19 protein-coding genes are annotated in these 17,118 nt (G+C 73.0%); 13 read left to right on the top strand and 6 right to left on the bottom strand.

What is annotated here, in order from left to right; translation table 11 throughout:
- Positions 1-121: 121 nt before the first annotated feature.
- Positions 122-1,579: a transcriptional regulator gene (locus tag ACFWIS_RS38810; RefSeq protein ID WP_380524297.1), complete on the bottom strand. Its 1,458-nt coding sequence runs from the start codon at positions 1,577-1,579 to the stop codon at positions 122-124.
- Between the two features lie 203 nt (positions 1,580-1,782).
- On the opposite strand from ACFWIS_RS38810, the gene ACFWIS_RS38805 reads away from it, so the two are divergent.
- The 7 genes from ACFWIS_RS38805 to ACFWIS_RS38775 all read left to right on the top strand — a co-directional run bounded on the left by ACFWIS_RS38805 (position 1,783) and on the right by ACFWIS_RS38775 (position 9,419).
- Positions 1,783-3,132, top strand: a complete 1,350-nt coding sequence (locus ACFWIS_RS38805) for an aspartate aminotransferase family protein (RefSeq protein ID WP_380524295.1) — start codon at positions 1,783-1,785, stop codon at positions 3,130-3,132.
- Positions 3,129-3,872 carry a hypothetical protein gene (locus ACFWIS_RS38800; protein ID WP_380524293.1) on the top strand — a complete coding sequence of 248 codons (744 nt, stop codon included), beginning with the start codon at positions 3,129-3,131 and terminating at the stop codon, positions 3,870-3,872. The genes ACFWIS_RS38805 and ACFWIS_RS38800 overlap by 4 nt, the downstream gene beginning before the upstream one ends.
- Entirely contained in the window at positions 3,863-5,122 is a 1,260-nt protein-coding gene (locus tag ACFWIS_RS38795; protein ID WP_380524291.1) for a hypothetical protein, read from the top strand. The genes ACFWIS_RS38800 and ACFWIS_RS38795 overlap by 10 nt, the downstream gene beginning before the upstream one ends.
- Before the next feature lie 34 nt (positions 5,123-5,156).
- Complete coding sequence (locus tag ACFWIS_RS38790; protein ID WP_380524289.1) at positions 5,157-6,050, top strand: TauD/TfdA family dioxygenase; 894 nt, start codon at positions 5,157-5,159, stop codon at positions 6,048-6,050.
- Positions 6,047-7,348 (top strand): hypothetical protein, encoded by a 1,302-nt coding sequence (locus tag ACFWIS_RS38785; RefSeq protein WP_380524287.1) that lies wholly within the window; start codon positions 6,047-6,049, stop codon positions 7,346-7,348. The genes ACFWIS_RS38790 and ACFWIS_RS38785 overlap by 4 nt, the downstream gene beginning before the upstream one ends.
- Positions 7,345-8,652: a thymidine phosphorylase gene (locus tag ACFWIS_RS38780; protein WP_380524285.1), complete on the top strand. Its 1,308-nt coding sequence runs from the start codon at positions 7,345-7,347 to the stop codon at positions 8,650-8,652. Before ACFWIS_RS38785 ends, ACFWIS_RS38780 begins: the two co-directional genes overlap by 4 nt.
- Before the next feature lie 107 nt (positions 8,653-8,759).
- Positions 8,760-9,419 carry an HAD family hydrolase gene (locus ACFWIS_RS38775; RefSeq protein ID WP_380524284.1) on the top strand — a complete coding sequence of 220 codons (660 nt, stop codon included), beginning with the start codon at positions 8,760-8,762 and terminating at the stop codon, positions 9,417-9,419.
- A 25-nt stretch (positions 9,420-9,444) separates the two neighbouring features.
- Here ACFWIS_RS38775 and ACFWIS_RS38770 read toward each other — a convergent pair whose 3' ends face one another.
- Complete coding sequence (locus ACFWIS_RS38770) at positions 9,445-10,002, bottom strand: AAA family ATPase (RefSeq protein ID WP_380524282.1); 558 nt, start codon at positions 10,000-10,002, stop codon at positions 9,445-9,447.
- Positions 10,003-10,149: 147 nt separating this feature from the next.
- Here ACFWIS_RS38770 and ACFWIS_RS38765 point away from each other — a divergent pair, with 147 nt between their 5' ends.
- The 4 genes from ACFWIS_RS38765 to ACFWIS_RS38750 all read left to right on the top strand — a co-directional run bounded on the left by ACFWIS_RS38765 (position 10,150) and on the right by ACFWIS_RS38750 (position 12,993).
- Positions 10,150-10,440, top strand: coding sequence for a hypothetical protein (locus ACFWIS_RS38765; protein ID WP_380524280.1), 291 nt, complete (start codon positions 10,150-10,152; stop codon positions 10,438-10,440).
- A 147-nt stretch (positions 10,441-10,587) separates the two neighbouring features.
- Positions 10,588-11,394, top strand: a complete 807-nt coding sequence (locus ACFWIS_RS38760; RefSeq protein WP_380524278.1) for a hypothetical protein — start codon at positions 10,588-10,590, stop codon at positions 11,392-11,394.
- Positions 11,395-11,856: 462 nt separating this feature from the next.
- Complete coding sequence (locus tag ACFWIS_RS38755) at positions 11,857-12,213, top strand: hypothetical protein (RefSeq protein WP_380524276.1); 357 nt, start codon at positions 11,857-11,859, stop codon at positions 12,211-12,213.
- Between the two features lie 111 nt (positions 12,214-12,324).
- Positions 12,325-12,993 (top strand): hypothetical protein, encoded by a 669-nt coding sequence (locus tag ACFWIS_RS38750; RefSeq protein ID WP_380524274.1) that lies wholly within the window; start codon positions 12,325-12,327, stop codon positions 12,991-12,993.
- A 28-nt stretch (positions 12,994-13,021) separates the two neighbouring features.
- Here the strand turns inward: ACFWIS_RS38750 and ACFWIS_RS38745 are convergent, their stop codons facing one another.
- The gene (locus ACFWIS_RS38745) at positions 13,022-13,486 is read right to left on the bottom strand and encodes a hypothetical protein (RefSeq protein WP_380524272.1); all 465 of its coding nucleotides are present in this window, start codon (positions 13,484-13,486) and stop codon (positions 13,022-13,024) included.
- Between ACFWIS_RS38745 and ACFWIS_RS38740 the strand changes: the two genes are divergently transcribed.
- Complete coding sequence (locus ACFWIS_RS38740; protein ID WP_380524270.1) at positions 13,472-13,738, top strand: hypothetical protein; 267 nt, start codon at positions 13,472-13,474, stop codon at positions 13,736-13,738. The two genes, ACFWIS_RS38745 and ACFWIS_RS38740, sit on opposite strands and share 15 nt — an antisense overlap.
- A 737-nt stretch (positions 13,739-14,475) precedes the next feature.
- Here ACFWIS_RS38740 and ACFWIS_RS38735 read toward each other — a convergent pair.
- The 3 genes from ACFWIS_RS38735 to ACFWIS_RS38725 all read right to left on the bottom strand — a co-directional run bounded on the left by ACFWIS_RS38735 (position 14,476) and on the right by ACFWIS_RS38725 (position 15,109).
- Positions 14,476-14,694: a hypothetical protein gene (locus ACFWIS_RS38735; RefSeq protein WP_380524268.1), complete on the bottom strand. Its 219-nt coding sequence runs from the start codon at positions 14,692-14,694 to the stop codon at positions 14,476-14,478.
- A gap of 73 nt (positions 14,695-14,767) precedes the next feature.
- Positions 14,768-14,926, bottom strand: a complete 159-nt coding sequence (locus ACFWIS_RS38730; protein WP_380524266.1) for a hypothetical protein — start codon at positions 14,924-14,926, stop codon at positions 14,768-14,770.
- Between the two features lie 45 nt (positions 14,927-14,971).
- Positions 14,972-15,109 (bottom strand): hypothetical protein, encoded by a 138-nt coding sequence (locus tag ACFWIS_RS38725; RefSeq protein WP_380524264.1) that lies wholly within the window; start codon positions 15,107-15,109, stop codon positions 14,972-14,974.
- Between the two features lie 920 nt (positions 15,110-16,029).
- On the opposite strand from ACFWIS_RS38725, the gene ACFWIS_RS38720 reads away from it, so the two are divergent.
- Entirely contained in the window at positions 16,030-16,368 is a 339-nt protein-coding gene (locus tag ACFWIS_RS38720) for a hypothetical protein (RefSeq protein WP_380524263.1), read from the top strand.
- Positions 16,369-17,118 lie beyond the last annotated feature (750 nt).

Genomic DNA, 17,118 nt, shown 5'->3' with positions numbered 1-17,118 from the left:
CGCCCGGGCCTCCAACGCTCTGCTGCGGCTGGGCGAAGCCTCCGCGACCAGGTCCGCTCGATGACGGGCTGGGCACGGCGGGCGGCCCGCAGGTCTTCACGAAAGGGGGGTGGAAATGGGGCTATGCGGTCGAAGCGGCCAGCACGGAGTCGATCTGCTCCCGGAGCTCACGGATCGGCGACTGCGTGGCGAACGGCGCCGTCTCCGTCCTGAGCTCGGTGAGCCGGTCGCCGACGCGGGCTGAGGTGAGTGTCCGCAGGAGGTCGAGTGCGGTGCGGGCCTGGCTCGCAGCGCCGTCCAGTTCGCCGACGGCGAGGTGGGTGCGGGCCAGGCCGATGTGGTCGAACGCGGTGGAGCGGACGCGGCCGGCGGGCCGCAGGCTCATCGCCTCGGTGATCATCGCGGTGGAGCGTTCGGCTCGCCGGAAGCGTTCGTTGCCGCTGCTCTGCCGGGCGGCGATCTGGTGGGCGATCCCGAGGGTGGCGCAGAGTTCGGAGCGGTCGAACCACCGCAGGTAGTCCGGGACGTCGTCGCCTGGGTCGGTGCGCTCGAAGGCGGTCTCGGCGGCCGCGGCGGCGGCGTCGGACTCGGGCAGGTGGCCGTCGATGGCGCGGAAGCGTGACTCCAGGGCGGCCAGCAGGGCCTTGGTGGCGGGCCCGGCCTGGTGGCGGGAGCCGTACTGGGCAAGGGCGAGGAGGTCGAGGGCGTCCTTGATGTGGTCGAGGTGAGACATCTGCCGGGCCATGCACTGGAGGATGTGGGCGCCCAGGGCCTTGTCGCCGCCTTCGGTGGCGGCGTGGAGGGCAACGACGAAGAGGCGCTGGGCGCTGCCGTGCTTGCCGGCGTCGAAGCTCATCCAGCCGGCCACGGACCCAAGGTCGGCGACGGCACGGAACAGCTGCTTCCCGACGTCCTCGGTGTAGGTGGCGGTGTCCAGCAGGGCGTTGGCGTCGTGCATGGTGGCGACGACCGCCTTGCGCGTCACGCCGCCGCCCAGGCGGTTGTCGGCCTCGCGGAACATCGTGGTGAGCGCCCGGATGCCTTCGACGTCGTTCATGCCGATCCGGCCGGTGAACGGCTCGGCGCGTGGGGTCAGGACGGTGGGTTCGGCGTAGGGCCAGCGTTCCAAGGGGCGAATCAGGGCCTCGCCGGTCATCACCTCGGCGGCGTCGTCGGAGCTGGAGCTGATCATCATGTCCGTCCGGGTCAGGTTGGCGATGGCGGTGACCGTGCTGCCGGAGTGCCACGGCAGGTCCACGCCGCTGCGCAGCACGGGGCGGTCGGGTCCGGGTAGACCGAGGTCGGCGGGGGCGAGGGGGATGCCGAGGCGCTCGCTGAACAGGGCGGCGAGGATCTCGGGGACCGGGGAGCGGGGTGCCTCGCCGGCCTGCAGCCAGCGCCGGACGCGGCTCTCGTCGGGCCGCACGTTCGGTTCGCCCTGGGCCGCGGCGCGGTCGCCGACCCGGCGGGCGAGCTCCTTGCGGCCGAAGCCGGTCAGGTCGAACCAGTGCCGGAGCTGGGCGTTGCCTTCGGTGCGCTGCGCGTTGCCCACGGGTGCGGCCCTTCGACGATCCGCCATTACCACGAGCGTAGGCTGACCGACCGTCAGTGGGGGCTCGCCGGCGGGATTCGCCGATTTTCGCCGCGGCCTGCGCCGTCCGCCCACCCTTGCGTTCGCCGTCCAGCGCGGCACCCCGCCCTCTGACGATCACCTTGCGTGATCTGGTGATCTCGAAGCGTGTCCACCCGATCGGGGTGGCTTCCTCACCGAGGGGGCAGTTGATGCGCAACCAGACCTTGCCGCAGTCGGCCGAAGCCGAAGCGGCGCGCCTGCTGGCCGACGACGCGCGGTACTTGTGGCACTCGTGGTCGCCATCCGGGACGGCCGGGCGCGGGGGCATGGTGGTGACCGGCGGCCGGGGCTGCGAGGTGTTCACGGTGGACGGCCGCACCTGGCTGGACGCTCGGGCCGGGATGTTCAACGCCGCGCTCGGCTACGGCCGCACCGACGTCGCCGACGCCATGCACGCCCAGGCCCAGCGGCTGGCAACGTACACCCTGACCCAGGCCGCGACGGTGCCCGCCATCGAACTCGCCCGCCGGATCGCCGGCCTGACGGGGCAGAAGGAGCTGTCGCGGACGTTCTTCTGCCACTCCGGGTCCGAGGCGAACGAGACCGCGGTGAAGGTCGCCCGGCAGTTCCACGCCCTGCGCGGCGACCCCGGGCGGCGCACGATCCTCTCCCTGGCCGACGGCTACCACGGCTCCACCCTGGCCACCGCGGCGATGTCGCAGATCCCGGCGGCGCGGGCCGGCAACGAGCCGCTGCCCGCCGGCTTCGTCCACGCCCCCGCGCCGCGCTGCCCGGAGTGCGCGGCCCGCCGACCGCACCGCACCTGCGCGGTGCCCGGGCCCGAGGCGGTCGAGCAGGCGCTGCTGGCGGCCGGCCCCGAGACGGTGGCCGCGATCGTCCTGGAGCCGGTCCTCGGCGTGGCCGGGGTGTGGCCGCTTCCGGCCGGCTACCTGCGCCGGGTCCGCGAGCTGTGCGACGAGTACGGCGTGCTGCTGGTCCTGGACGAGGTGATGACCGGCATCGGGCGCACCGGAGCCTGGTTCGGCTACCAGCACCACGGCATCACCCCGGACATCGTGACCCTGTGCAAGGGGCTGGGAGCCGCGTACGCCACCGTCTCCTCCGTCACCGTCCGCCAGAGCATCTACGAGGCGTTCTCCGCGGATCCGCTGATGGGCGGCCTGCGGCACGGCGTCACGACCGGCGGCCACGCCACCGCCTGCGCCGGGGCCCTGGCTGTGCTGGACGCCGTCGAGCGCGAGGACCTGGTCGCGGGCGCCGCCCGCACCGGGGCGCTGCTGCTGGAACGGCTGGCCAAGCTGCGCGATCTGCCCGCAGTGCACGACGTACGCGGGGCCGGGCTGCTGCTCGCCGTCGAATTCGACACCCCGGAGCAGGCCGCCCAGGTCGACACCGCGATGAACGACGACGGGGTGCTGGCCCGACTGCAAGGTGCGGCCGTCACCCTCGCCCCGCCGCTCACCCTCAGCACGGAACAGGCCGAGCGGATCGCCGACTCCCTGGAGCGCGCCGCCCTCGCCTTGGACGCGCGCCTGTGAGCGCGCACCCCACCATCGTCCTGCCCTGCGCCGGGAAGGGCAGCCGCCTCGGCCTGCCCTTCCCCAAGGAACTGCTCCCCGCCGGCCCCGGCCTGGTGGCGATCGACTCCGTGCTGCGCCTGGTCGAGGAGACCGTCGTCGACGTCCGGCTGCTGCTGGTCACCGCGCCCGGCCGGGAAGCCACCGCCCGGTACGTGCGCGAGCGTAGCGTCGCACCCCTCGCCGTCGTCGAGCAGGACCCGGCGCTGCCGGAGCTGGCCGGGGCGATCCGCTCGGCCCTGCCCTGGTGCCCGGGCCCGGTGCTGGTGCTGCTGCCCGACCAGGTGCTCGCCGATCCGGCGCCGGGCCTGCTGGACTGCGCCCTCGCCGCGCTGGCCGACAGCCCGGCGTGCTTCCTCGCCGCGCCCGAGGCCGACCCGCGGCGGATCGCCGTCGACGGGGCGCTCGCCACCGAGCCCGGCCCGGGCGGCCTGCGGCGGCTGACCGCCCTGGCCGACAAGCCCGGCCCTGACCGCACCGGCGGATTCGACCGGGTCTGGTTCGGCTTCGGCTTCCAGCAGGCCTCCGCCCGCCAGGTGCTGGAGCAGATGCACGCCGCCGCCGAGCACCGCCTGACCGAGGACGACTTCCGCACCGGCCCCCTGGCCGGCGCCCCGGTCATCGACTGCCCGCCGTTCACCGACCTCGGCACCTGGCCCGCCTTCACCCGCCACTGGAAGGACAGCACACCGTGCAACTGACCGCCTTCACCGGCCCGTACACCGTTGGCGACAACATCGGCGGGATCGGCCTGCGCTTCTGGGAGCTCGCCTGCGCGCTCGCCGAAGCCGGCATCGACGTCCACCTCGTCTGCCCGCCCGGCTCCGACACCACCTGGAGCAGCGACCGCGTACGGGTCACCGTCTTCGACGAGGACACCTGGCGCACCGTCGTCGAGACCAGCGACGCCGTGATGACCGGCGCCGAGGCCGACACCCGCGTCATCCTCCACGCCCACACCACCGGCCGCCTGCTGATCGCCGAGACCGGCGTCCCGGTCGAGCAGCTCGACTACGACCGGCTGCGCAACGCCCCCGACCCCGCCGACGCCTACCAGGAGGTGATGGACCAGTACCTGTTGCAGGTCGTCACCGCGGACCACCTCCTGGCCCGATCCGACGTGGAGCGCGCCGGCCTGTACGCGACCCTGGCCGCCCTCGGGCGCCTCACCCCCGCCGAGCACACCCGCTCCCGCACCCTGGACCACCTCGTCTCCCTCCTTCCCATCGGATTCGGTGCCCGCGCCGACGCCGTCCTGGCCACCACCCCGATCACCGCGCAGCCGGTCGAGTTCTGCTGGTCCGGCGGGATCTGGGACTTCTACGACACCGAGGCCGTCTGCGCGGCGACCGCTCTGCTGCGCGACGAGGGCATGTCCGTGCGCACCCGCTTCCTCTACGCGCCGCCGCCCGACCAGGAGATCCTGGAGGCCGCCCGCCTGCACCGCGCCATCGAGGAGTACGGCCTCCAGGACCTCGTCCTGCTGCACCCCGGACCGCTGCGCCACAGCGAGCGCGACTCCCTGATGCTCGCCACCCGCGCCCTGGTCTGCCTCGCCCGCCCCGGCGTCGAGAACGAGCTGTGCCACCGGCTGCGGCTGCGCGACGCCCTGCTCTACCGCACCCCGGTCGTCGTGGACTCCCACGGCGCCTCCGGCGACTGGATGCGCCGCCTGGGCATCGGTCTGGCCGTCGACACACACGACGTGCGGCAGGTCGCCGACGCCATGGCCGCGCTGACCCGCGACGACCACCAGCTGACCGCCTGCCTGCACGCGATCGAACGCGAGCGCCCCCTGCACCGGATCGAGGCCAACACCGGCCCCCTGCTGCGCGCCCTCACCGACGGCCGGCCCGCCACCTGGGCCGACCGGCGTTGGCGCGACGAGGTGGTGGCGCAGATCCTCGCCCGCAGGCCCGCCCTCGCGCACTCCCCGCTCCAGCTCGTCTGACCACGTCCCACCAGATCGCATCGGAGAGAACACCGTGAGCCCTGTCGCCTTCGCGTCCGGCCAGCTGGACGCCTTCCTCGCAGCCGCCGCCTCCACCGGCCGGCCCGGGCTGCCCGCCTTCCCCACCGACCTGCCCGAGCCCCTGCACTTCGCCTCCTACGAGCTCACCCGAAGCGAGTCGGCGCTGCTGGCCCGCCGCGTCCAGCGGGCCGGATTCGCCGTCGTCGATGTGACCGAGGAGCCGACGGAGCAGAACCTGACCGCCCTCGCCGCCCGGCTCGGTCTCGGCGACCCGTTCGTTCCCCCGATCTACCGCCGCCCCGGCGCCGTCACCGTCGCCAGCAGCGGCGTCTCCACCCTGACCGCCACCGCCGACGGCGTCGCCCACCCGGCCGTGTCCGCCAACGGCCAGGGCCTGCACGTCGACGGACTGCTCCAGCCGATCGGCACCGTGCGCACCTCCGTGCTGCTGTGCGCCCGCCCCGCCGCCCAGGGCGGCGTCTCCACCCTGTTCAACTCCACCGCCGCGTTCTGGGCTCTCGTCGGCGAAGACCCGCAGGCCGCCGAGACGCTCATGGGCTCTGGAGTCCTCACCCGCACCGCCAGCGTGAACGGCTCCACCGACCAGGCCACCGGCCCCGCGTTCGCCGTCGTCGACGGCCAGCTCCTCACTCGCTACAGCCGCGACGGCAACGACACCTGGACCCCCGCCCCCGGCCAGGACGCCGCCCTCGACCGCGCACTGGAGGCGATGGACGCCATGGCCCAGCCCGGTTCCCCGTACGCCGCCGAGCTCACCCTCGCCGCCGGGCAGGGCCTGGTCTTCGCCAACAGCCGCCTGTGCCACGGCCGCACCGTCTACCTGGACGACCCGGCTGCCCCGCGGCGGATGCTGCGCGGCCTGTTCACCCGGGACACCGCCGCGTGAGCGCCGACCTCGGCGCGCTGTCCGGCGCCAGGGCGGCCATCGCCGCCCTGGCCCGCCAGCAGCAGCACGCCGCCGCGACCCTCAACCTGATCCCCTCCGAGAACAGCGCCTCGCCGCTCGCCCGCTGGGCGCTGGCGGGCGACGCTGGCGGCCGCTACTTCTTCAACACCAGTGGCGACCCGGACGGCTGGGCGTTCCCGGCGGCACGCGACGCCTCCGAGGCCGAGACCGGCCTCACCGTGCCGCTGCTGCGCCTGCTCACCGGGGCCCGGCACGTCAACGTCCGGCCGCTGTCGGGCCTACACGCCATGACCCTCGTGCTGTCCGCGTGGGGCGGTAAACCCGGCACGCCGGTGCTCACCGTCCACCCCGACCAGGGCGGCCACTACGCTACCGCCTCCCTCGCCCGCCGCCTGGCCCTCAGCCCCGTCCTGACCACCGGACCCGACCCGCACACCCTCGACGCGGAGCTGCTCCACCACCAGGTCGCCGCCCACCGGCCGCAGCTGGTCTACCTCGACCAGTCCCACGTCCTGTTCCCCGCCGACGTCGCCGCCGTCGCCGAAGCCGTCAAGGCCGCCGACGAGCACGCCGTGCTGTACGCGGACGTCTCGCACACCCTCGGCCTCGTCCTCGGCGGCGCCCTGCCCAACCCGCTCGCCGCCGGCGCGCACGCCTTCGGCGGCTCCACCCACAAGACCTTCCCGGGCCCGCAGAAGGGCATGGTCGCCACCGGCCGGGACGACCTCGCCGACACCCTCCACCAGGCGCAGTACGACATGGTCTCCAACCACCACCTCGCCCCCACCTGCGCGCTCGGCCTAGCCTGCGCCGACTTCCTCGCCGCCGACCCCGCCGCCTACGCCACCGACACCATCGCCGCCGCCCAAGCCCTCGGCCAGGCCCTCCACAAGAACCAACTGGTCCCCGAGGCCGCCGACCGCGGCTACACCGCCACCCACCAGCTGTGGCTCAACACCGCCCCGGCCGGAGTCGACGGCCGCGAAGCCCACCGCCGCCTCACCGCCGCCGGCATCCACACCAACGTGCTCACCGACCTCCCCGGCCTGGCCGGCACCCCGGCGCTGCGCCTGGGCACCGCCGAAGTGGTCGGCGCCGGGCTCACCGTCCAGGACATGGACCAGGTCGCCGAGCTGATCGCCGACGCCATCCACGACCACCGGCCCACCGCTGCCATCGCCGCGGACGTCGCCAACCTCCGCGCCGCCCGCACCAGCCGCTGGCAGCTTCACCGCCACCCCGACGTCGCCGCCTATATAGAGGAGAGCTTCGCGTGAGCGCACCGGCACTCGACTGCATCACCGCCACCCGCGCCGGCCGCCCGCTGGGCGAGGCCGCCATCACCGGCCTGGTCACCGGCTACCTGGACGGCCGCGTGCCCGACTACCAGCTGGCCGCCTGGCTCATGGCCGTAACGTGCAACGGCCTCACCCTGGAGGACACCACCGCCCTGACCCGCGTCCTCGCCGCCACCGGCCAGCAGCTCAACCTGCGCGAGCTGGCGCCATTCGTCGCCGACAAGCACTCCACCGGCGGCATCGGCGACAACACCACCCTGGTCCTTGTGGCGCTGCTGGCCGCCGTCGGCATCCCCGTCGGCAAGCTCACCGGCCGCTCCCTCGGCCACCACGGCGGCACCGTCGACAAGCTGGAGGCGATCAGCGGCCTGCGCCTGCCCGCCGATGCCGACGAGTTCACCAAAGCCCTGACCGCCACCGGCATCGGCCTCACCGGCCAGTCCGACCACCTCGCCCCCGGCGACGGCGCCCTCTACGCCCTACGCGACGTCACCGGCACCGTCGACTCCATCCCCCTGATCGCCTCCTCGATCATGTCGAAGAAGCTCGCCGCCGGAGCCAGCGCCTGCGTCCTGGACGTGAAGACCGGCCCCGGCGCCGTCCTCACCGACCCCGCCCAGACCCTGGAACTCGCCCGCCTGATGGTCGACATCGGCAACCAGGCCCACCTGCCCACCCGCGCGGTCATCAGCGACATGAGCCAGCCCCTCGGCTACGCCATCGGCAACGCCCTCGAAGTCGCCGAAGCCGTCCACGCCCTGTCCGGCCGACACGTCCCCGGCCTCACCGACCTGACCCTGGCCCTCGCCGAACTCATCGCCACCCAGGCCTGGCCCAACCACACCACCGACCAGATCCGCCACCGCCTGCACACCGCGCTCGCCGACGGCAGCGCCCTGGCCGCGCTGCGCCGCTGGGTCGAGCACCTCGGCGGCGACGCCCGGCAGATCGACGCCCCCGCCCTGCTCCCAGCCGCCGACGTGCGCCTGCCCGTCACCGCGCCGGCAGGCGGGACCGTCCACCGGATCGACGGCGACGAGCTCGGCCGCATCGCCGCCGAACTGGGCGCCGGCCGCGCCCGCGCCGACAGCCCCGTCGACCCGGCCGTCGGCATCCAGCTGCACGTGCGGGTCGGCGACCCCGTCCGGTCCGGCGACCCCGTCGCCGAACTCCACCTGCGCACCGCCCACGACCAGGCGGTGCTGCTGGAACGCGCCGCGGCCGCGTTCACGGTCGCCGACGGGCCCGCCGCCGCGCCGCCGCTGATCCACCACACCATCTGACCCAGCCAACGAAAAGGGCCCCGGCGGCATGATCCGGCGGCCGGGGCCCCCGAGGAAAGGCACCAACCCCGACATCACCGCACCACCCGCCCCGCAAGGAGGCACCCGTGCCCACCACCGCCAACCGCCCCGCCGTCGACGGCCTGCTGGTCGACATGGACGGCCTGTTCCGCCACTGGCGCGACACCGGCGCCCGGCGCGGCGAGCAGCTCGCCCAGCTGCCCGCCGGCACCTTCGACACCTACGCCTACCGCCACCCCAGCTACCGGCTCGCCCAGCTCGGCGTACTCACCGACCAGCAGTGGGCCGACGACGTCGCCCGGCGCCTCACCGCCGCCTTCGGCCCCCGCGCCCTGGACGCCATCGGACCGTGGCGCGCCGACCGGGGCGAGACCGACCCGGTCATGCTCGACCTCCTCACGCAGGCCCGCCGCCACGTCCCGGTCGGCGTCCTGTCCAACACCACCGACGCCTTCCGGGCCGACCTGGCCCACCACGGCCTCGCCGACGCCTTCGACCACGTCTTCCCGACCGCCGAACTCCACGTCGACAAGCCGGCCCCGCTCGCCTTCCGCACCGCCGCCCAGGCGATGGGCCTGCCGCCGGACCGGCTGTTCTTCACCGACGACGAGCCGCCCTACGTCGCCGGAGCCCTCCACGCCGGGCTGCGCGCCGAGCTCTTCACCGGGCCGGAGGCCTTCGCCGCCGCCCTCACCCGCCTCGGCATCCCCGTCACGGCCACCAAGACGCTCGCTCCGGCGGCCTGACCATGGCGAGCCTGCGGCCCGGCGACTACCGGACGGGCGCTCCGACGAGCTCCAGCACCTGGCCGGCCAGCTCCGCCGTCGGCAGCACACCGTCCAGCAGCACGGTGTCGCCGGGCAGCAGGTCCACCGCCGCCGCGCACCGCTCGATCTGCGCCCGGCGCCACACCCGGGTCTCCTCATCCGCAGCCGGGTCGTCCGGCGTGAAGGACTGCGCGTCGATACGGGCGCGCAGCACCTCGGCCGGCGTCTTGAGGAAGACGTGGTGAAGCCGGGCGCCCGTGCCGCGGATCGCGTCGTGGATCTTCTGGAGGTACTCGGGGACGACCAGGGTCATCGGAACGATCAGCGGGCGCTCGTACTCGCCGAGCATCCGGATCGTCATGGCGGCGACCAGCTCGCGCCACACCGGCAGGTCCTGGTAGTCGCCGGTCGGCGTCTCCACCAGCCGCTGCACGGTGGCGCCGACCACCTCGGGGTCGAAGAGGATCGCGTCCGGCCACCGCCGAGACAGCTCCTTGGCCAGGGTGGTCTTACCGCCGCCGAACGGCCCGTTCAGCCAGACGACCGTGCGCTGCTCACTCATGATCTTGGTTCCTCTCCGGAGTTCCACGATCCCACAGTGCTGTACCGACGCTCGACAGTAGCCGTCCGGTTCCACCCGGTCACCAAGTGCGCACCCGCGCCCCCGCGCGACCAGTTCTGCCCGACAACGACCAGACAGGGGCAACCCATGCGCTCCGCCTACGCCGACATCGCAGCCGAGCACGAGGCCATCCGCACCCGCTGGGGCGACCAGCACCACCCCACCGGTGCCCACCGCGGCTTCGCCCTCGTACGGCGCCTTCTCCAATACCTCTGCGACCGGGCAGCACGCCGCGGACGCAAGACCTGGCGGCACATCCTCATCGAGGAGGTGTTCGAGGTGCTCGCCGAGCCGGCCGACCGGGAGGCGATGCGCGCCGAACTGGTCCAGGTCGGCGCGGTCGTCGTCTCCATGATCGAGGACCTGGACCGGAACTGACGGACCCCGACCTCCGCGCCATGCCGATCCAGCAGCCCGGGACCCCGGTCCCGAAGAGCGCCGCCCGGGTACCGCCGCGGAGCAACACCCAGAAACCACCGAGCGAAAGGGGACCGGGGGCACCAAGCACCGCGCCTCCCGAGACCGATGACCCTCCCACCGCAAGTTCTCCGAGCGACAACCACGTTCCTGGCCGCGATCGACGGCTCCTCCCCGCACCTGGTCGAAGGGCTATACCTGCACGGCTCCCTCGGATTCGGCGAGTTCTACCCGGGCCACAGCGACATCGACTACGTCGCCGTGCTGGCCCGGCCCCCCGACGCCGCCACGATCGCCGCGCTGGCAGCCGCCCACCAGGTCGTACGCGAGAGGTTCCCCCAGCCCGACTTCGACGGCTTCCACATCCAGCGCTCGGACCTGACCCGCCCGCCGGCATCGTGCCCGGACCTTCCCTGCACCCAAGGAGGCGTCTTCCAAGAGGCTGGCCGGTTCGACCTGAACCCAGTCACCTGGCACGAGCTCGCGCGCCACGGCCTGGCCGTTCGCGGCCCGGCCCTCTCCGAAGAACAGGTGTGGACCGACGACGCGGCGCTGCGCGCCTACAGCCACGGGAACCTGGCCGGCTACTGGACGGGTGTCGTCCATTCCCTGGTACAGCGCCCGAAGAAGGCCTCCACCGCCGAGGCCACCGAGTGGTGCGTGCTCGGCGTCAGCCGCCTGCACCACCTGCTCGCCACGGGCACCCTCACCTCCAAGAGCGGTGCCGGCCGGTACGCCCTGACTGCCTTCGAACCTCGCTGGAAGCCGATCATCACCGAAGCCCTGCGCATCCGCGAGATCCGCAGTACGCGGTCCCCCTACGCCGATGCACCCGAACGCCGCGGACAGGACACAACCGCATTCACCTCGATGGCAGTTGAAGCGGGGCTGGCCCTCGGCCCCCAGCCCGGCTGACCCGTTCAGCCGCTCGACCGGCGACAGCCGCCGAGGGCAGGTTCTGTGCGGGCTGGTGCTCCAGCGAGCACCAGCCCGCACCACGCCGATGCCCCCGCCGCTCCCGCACGAAAGCGAGGCACCCGTGACCCCCAACCTTGGATCGCGGCCACCGACGGCCTGGAAGCCCGCACCGATCGTTGGAGGCTGGAGGAGCTGAGCGACGTGCTGATGACGACCGACGGCGCCAGCCGGGCCACCGACGTCTACGCCGTCCCCTGACTCCGGCGCCAGGCCGAGGCCCGCGCCGCCGCCCAGGACGTCGCCGAGACCGCCTACCGCCTCCTGGCCGACGAGCACCTGGCCGTCCTCCAGATCGACTACACCCCCGGCGAGCCCACCGCCGCCGGGACGCCCCGCCCGCCGGCCGCCGCCCGCCTCACCGCCCTCGACCGCACCGGCACCGTCCTGTTCGACCGCACCGTGCGCCTGACCGGCCCCCGCACCCCCGGCGCCCCCGACCACGCCATCGACCCCGCCCCCGCCCTGGCCGACCTCACTAGCCTCCTCGCCGAGCGCACCGTCGTCCTGTGGACCACCGGCGACCTCGGCCCCCTCTACGACGCCCTGCGCCGCCAGGGGCTCGACACCGCCCTGCTGCCCGAAGGCCGGGTCAACAGCCTGAGCCCGGCCGCCGCCCAGTGGCGCGCCGACCTCGACCCGCGTACCGGCGAACCGCGCCGACCCTCCCCGCCCGGCACCGCTGACCGCCGCCGCCTCCTCCTCCTGCTCCGGAAGATGGCCAAGAGCCATGAGTTCGCGATTTCTGAAGGGCTTTAGAGGGGGAACTCAGGGGTCCGCAGCGGCCGGTCGGCCTGCTAGGCACCGGGTTCAGGAATCAGACTGGGCCCGTCCGCGGCCTTACCAGGGACGCTGGGTAGCGTCACCCTGGTGAAACTTCACCTCTTCAACGATGTGCCCGATGGCCTGACGCGACGTGCCCGGTCGTTTGTCAGCTCGCACGGCGTCAAGGTCGACGTCAGGCCCGTCGAGGGATACAGGCAGTGGTGGCTTGAGCGAGGCATCCCGGCAGCGGCGGTCGACCGGATGGCGGCGTATCAAGAGCGCTGGGGCGGTCTGCTATTGCCACCCGCATCGCAGTACGACGGCGGGCCCAAGTACCTCGATCCGGACTCACCCGAATCAGACTCTGCAGGGTGGTGGTTCGAAGCGGGGACGCAACGGACCGCAGTTCCCTACTCGTTCATGATCAGCCCGTCTGGTGAGTTCGGCATTCATGCAGGCGGGTGGGCGCCCCTCCACGCGACCGTCGAGGGCTGGGTGGAGTCGCTCGCACTGACCCACCATGCATCCATGTGGGCGAAGCAGATCACCAAGGTCACCGGCGGTGACGTTGATGGCATCGTGCTGGACGGGTACAAGCCGGTGCGGGAGGTGATGGGCCTGGCCGATACCTGGTGGCGGGGAACCGACTCCTTGGTGGCGGTCTACACAGGGGAGGCCAAGGCCCTGTCCCATCCCCGGAGTCGTACTGCATTGATCTACTCCGGTCTTGACGAGTGGGGCCTGCGAGGAGGCGTCGAGGACGGCGACGGCTGAAGGACCTTGGACGCAGTTCCCCGGCTCCTTAGCCGGGGGGCTCGGCAAGGTCCATGTGGCCGAGGGCAGAGGTGTAGCGCTGGGCGCCGTCGACGGTGAGGCCGAAGAGGTCGCACAGGCGCCGCGGGTCTCCTGCTGCGGCCAGGGCTTCGTCGAGGATGCGGTCTTCGCGGATCGCCTGCGCGGACATCCCGAGGGCCTGGTTGACCCAGGTCCCGGTGACCTGGCGGGTGCGCAGGGCGGTGAACTGGCCGACGAACAGGTGGGGGTTGGCGGTGTCGGGCCAGCGGCGGGCGCGCTCGGCGAGGTAGGCATGGAGCCTGTGGCAGACCTCGGCCGCGAGCAAGACGATCCGGCCGTCGCCGATCCGCAGCCGGCCGTCGGCGAGGTCGGTCACCAGCAGCGCCCTGACCTGGGCCGGGCGTAGGGCGTGGAAGGCGAGGAGGGCGCCAAGGGCCGCGCGGGTGGGATCGGGGGAGTGGACGGCAGCCAAGAGCGGTTCGAGGGCGAGCGGCAGTGGTGGTTGCGAGGTGGGCGTTTCTACACCGCCCTCGACCGCGCCGGCCTCCACGCGCTCACCGACGACGACCACCAGGCCGTCCGCGACCTCACCCGCCACCTCGACCCCGCCACGTTGAGCCAGGTCATGAGCTGGCTGGAGCGCACCCGCACCGCGGCCTTCGCGCTGCGCGGCACCGAGCAGTCCTCGCCCGTCCGGCCCGTCGTACGGCGCAGCCGGTTCTGACAAGACGCGAGGCGCTGGCCACCATCAGGGGGTCGGCGCCTCGCGCTGTGCGTGCCGTCAGTACCCGCTCCCGTAGCGGTGCTTGCCCCACTCGCCGGGCCAAACCCACTCGTACATCACCCCGCCGCGCCCAGTAGCACCGGTTGATGCCGCGCAGATGCTCGTCGTAGGACTCCACCGGGCCCATTGACAGAGCGTTCCAGCGGTCCAGCCAGTACCCGTCCGCCCGGCGGAACGCGAACGTGGCCCGGGCCTTGCGCATGTCGGCGAACGTCGTGGACGCCTCGACCTCCCGCTGGAGCTCCAAGTACAGGCTGCGCCGCCGCGGGTGGGCGGTCTGTTCGGCGAGTGCGCCGAGTGCGGCGACGATCGTTGTCCGTCCTTCGGAGAGGATCTCCTCGGCGGTCGGGGGCGGTGGCAGGTGGGAGGGCCGCTCGCGGACGGCGGCGACGGCGGCCTGGTGGCTCTCGCCGGTCTTGGCGGCCCGGGCCCGGGCGGCGTTCTTCCGGGCGTGGTTCCTGACCATCGGGTGTCCTTGCTGGTGGCCGGCCCGCGATCCGGGCCACTGGACGGCACCGGGACAGTCTGCTGGGAGGCGGGCGTTGATGCGGGGCACCGTCAGGACGTTGGTGCTGCCGGTCGCGGCCGTCAGCGGTCCGGGACCGACACACCGGGCGGCCCGCCAGCAGGATATCGGGCCGGTCGGCACCGTCGGGCCGACTTCGCCTGGTGGCGGCCTACCCGGTCTCGGCGTTCAGGTATTCGAAGCCGCAGGAGCCGCAGATGTAGCCGGCCGGGTCGTCGTTTTCGCCGGGTTCGCCGCAGTGGGCGCAGGGGAAGGGTCCCCAGGCGGCGCCGGCCTTCACGAGCTGCTCCCAGCTGAGGCCCTCCTCGGCTTCCCTGGCAGCGATGGCCTCGGCGATCCTCTGCTGCGCGTACTCCTGGTCGATGCCCATAGTTCTCATCTCCCAGACGGCGGCGTCCTGCTTCAAGAATCGCTCGCCCGGCCGCACCACGCCAGGCTTGCCCCTACGCTGCCGACTGCTCTTCGGCCGGGTCGTCGACGTGCTTGAGCCGGCTGCGGGCAGCCACACGGTCCTCGCCGGACAACGAGGCCCAGTGCTCGTCGGCCCACACGGCGTGGGAGGCGCAGCGCTCGGCTTCCCGCAGGCGTGCGGACTCGGCCAACTGCTCCTCGCCAAGGCCCTGCCGAGCGGCCTCCAGGTCGCCGTTCTAGGCCGGCAGCGTCGCTAGGTAGGTGCGCCGCTCGGCCTGCACGGCCGCCAGCGCCCGCTGCGCCTCGATCAGATGGCCCGGGTACTCGATCGTACGTGCGACCCATTCCCGCTCGGCCTGCGCCTCGCCGCCCACCGCTGGGTGTGACCTGTTGGGTGGTGTGGGGGTGTTTTGGCCTCTCTCGCGGGATTGTCTGGACCTTTGGTTGTGTCTGTTGGGGGCTCCGGTGGGGTTGGTGCCGTCCGGGGTTTGGTGACTGTGTGTGGTGTTGGTGGGGGGATGGGGGGTCGGGTCGGGGCTGCTCGGGGGGTCGGTGGGGTGTTGTGGGTTGTCTTCTGGGGTGAATTTCGCCGGTAATTCGGTTGGGTTGTTTTGGTGGATTGGCCGCTGGGTGGTGGTGTGAATTCGGGTTTGAATTGCTGGGTGGGGGGTGGTGGCGGGGTTTGGTGTTCGGTTTCGTCCAGGGCGGGCCCGCCGTTCCCGGTGGCCGTGCCCGCGTCGCTGCGCCGCCGTCCCGGGTCTGTTGCGTCTGCTCGGTCGCTGCCGTCCCGGGGTCCGCCGTCCAGGCCGCGCCCCGTCCGGGTGCGTGCTGCCGCCGTCGCCGTCCCGCGGTCCCGCCGTCCCGCGGTCCCGCCGTCCCGCCGTCCCGCGGTCCCGCCGTCCCGCCGTGCTGCGCCGCCGTCCGGGCCGCGCCGCCGTCCCGGGGCCCGCCGTCCGGGCCTTGCTGTGCTGCCGTCCCGGGCCGTGCGTCGTTCCGCTGCGCGGCTGTCCCGGTTGGGCGGCTGGGTGGCCGTCAGGCCGCCCTAGAGGCCGTTCTGGTGGTGGTCTGGGAGGGTTGTCCCGGCGCTGTTCTGGTGGCCGTGTGGGTGTCCTCTGACACTGAACCTTGACCGTTTGCCACCGAAGGTTGACCAACGCGGTTCTCTGCCATCGAAGATTGACCGCGCAGGTCAGCGGGGGTTACGGAGCAGCCCGCAAGGGAGGCCCCGGCCATGGGGGCACGGCCGGTTCCGTTCATGCCCGCAGGAGCGGGCCGTGCTGGCACGATAGGCGCCATGCCAGCACGCGAACTGCCCAGGGTCGACTGGAACGGCCGAACCGTGGAGACCTCGCCCATAGAGCGGACTCTCGCCGCCGGCCGCTACAAGCGGGTCGCCGGCGAGATCGCCGAGATTCGGATGGCCGCGCAGCTTATGGCCGAAGATGCCGACGCATGCCGACGCGAGACGAGCGCGTTCCTCACGGTCCAAGCCCGACTCCTGAACGGCGAGAACGAGCACGCCACTGGTGCCGATCTGCCGTGGGGCCGGGACACGAAGGAGGTGCCCGACGAACTGCCTAGTCCCGCACGCAGCGCACTCCTGATCGCCCGCGCCTACCTCGCCGGACGTTAGGGAATCCCATGGCAACTGAGCAGTAACCAGGGCGGTCGACCTCCGGTGACGCCCAACCCACCGCAGTCCCGGGCTGCTCCGTCACCCCCGCTGACCTGCGCGGTCAATCTTCGATGGCAGAGAACCGCGTTGGTCAACGTTCGGTGGCAAACGGTCAAGGCTCAGTGTCAGAGGACAGTGGGGTTGTCGCGTGTGCTGTCGCGTCTGCTGTCGCGTTGGGGTGCTGTCGTGTGGTGTGACGTGGGCGAATGTCCCTGTTCCCCTGTGTGTGGTCCGGGCGCGACAGGTGGGTGCGACAGGGTGCCGGGGCGGGGGCCGCGGCTGCTGCTCGGTGGTGGCCGCCTCCGGGGTGTCGACGGCCGCCAGGTGCTGGCGGTCCTGGCCGCCGTCCGAGGCGCTGTCCGGGGTGGCGGGGCACGGCCGGGACGGCGGCTGCCGGGAAGGCCGGCCTTGTCGGCGGGCTGGTCCTGGTTATGGTGCTCGGCGGCCGGGTGCTGGCCGGGTGGCCGGTAGTGGGGGGTGCAACGCGGTGTTGCGGTGGGGTGCAACACGGGGCCGTGTTGCGGGTCTGACCAGGCGTTATGTGGCCGTGGGCGGGGGCGGGTGGGTGTGTTGCACCCCGTGTTGCACCGGGTGGCGCCGGTTGGCCGGCCTCGGCGGCTGACCTGTGACAGCGAAGCCGGGACGGTTGTCATCGAAGTCGGGACAACGGCTGCTTGTGTCAGCGAATCCAGGAAGCAGCGCAGTTTG

It is taken from the genome of Kitasatospora sp. NPDC127060 (genome assembly GCF_042724935.1).
Classification (GTDB): Bacteria; Actinomycetota; Actinomycetes; order Streptomycetales; family Streptomycetaceae; genus Kitasatospora.
Note: the sequence above shows the minus strand (reverse complement) of the source record. Positions and strands in the feature narration are given on the sequence as shown.

What these genes read in the sequence shown, in the direction of transcription:
- ACFWIS_RS38810 (WP_380524297.1), bottom strand. Translation starts at nt 1,579, where the DNA reads ATGGCGGATCGTCGAAGGGCCGCACCCGTGGGCAACGCGCAGCGCACC.
- ACFWIS_RS38805 (WP_380524295.1), top strand. Translation starts at nt 1,783, where the DNA reads ATGCGCAACCAGACCTTGCCGCAGTCGGCCGAAGCCGAAGCGGCGCGC.
- ACFWIS_RS38770 (WP_380524282.1), bottom strand. Translation starts at nt 10,002, where the DNA reads ATGAGTGAGCAGCGCACGGTCGTCTGGCTGAACGGGCCGTTCGGCGGC.
- ACFWIS_RS38765 (WP_380524280.1), top strand. Translation starts at nt 10,150, where the DNA reads ATGCGCTCCGCCTACGCCGACATCGCAGCCGAGCACGAGGCCATCCGC.
- ACFWIS_RS38760 (WP_380524278.1), top strand. Translation starts at nt 10,588, where the DNA reads ATGACCCTCCCACCGCAAGTTCTCCGAGCGACAACCACGTTCCTGGCC.
- ACFWIS_RS38735 (WP_380524268.1), bottom strand. Translation starts at nt 14,694, where the DNA reads ATGGGCATCGACCAGGAGTACGCGCAGCAGAGGATCGCCGAGGCCATC.
- ACFWIS_RS38720 (WP_380524263.1), top strand. Translation starts at nt 16,030, where the DNA reads ATGCCAGCACGCGAACTGCCCAGGGTCGACTGGAACGGCCGAACCGTG.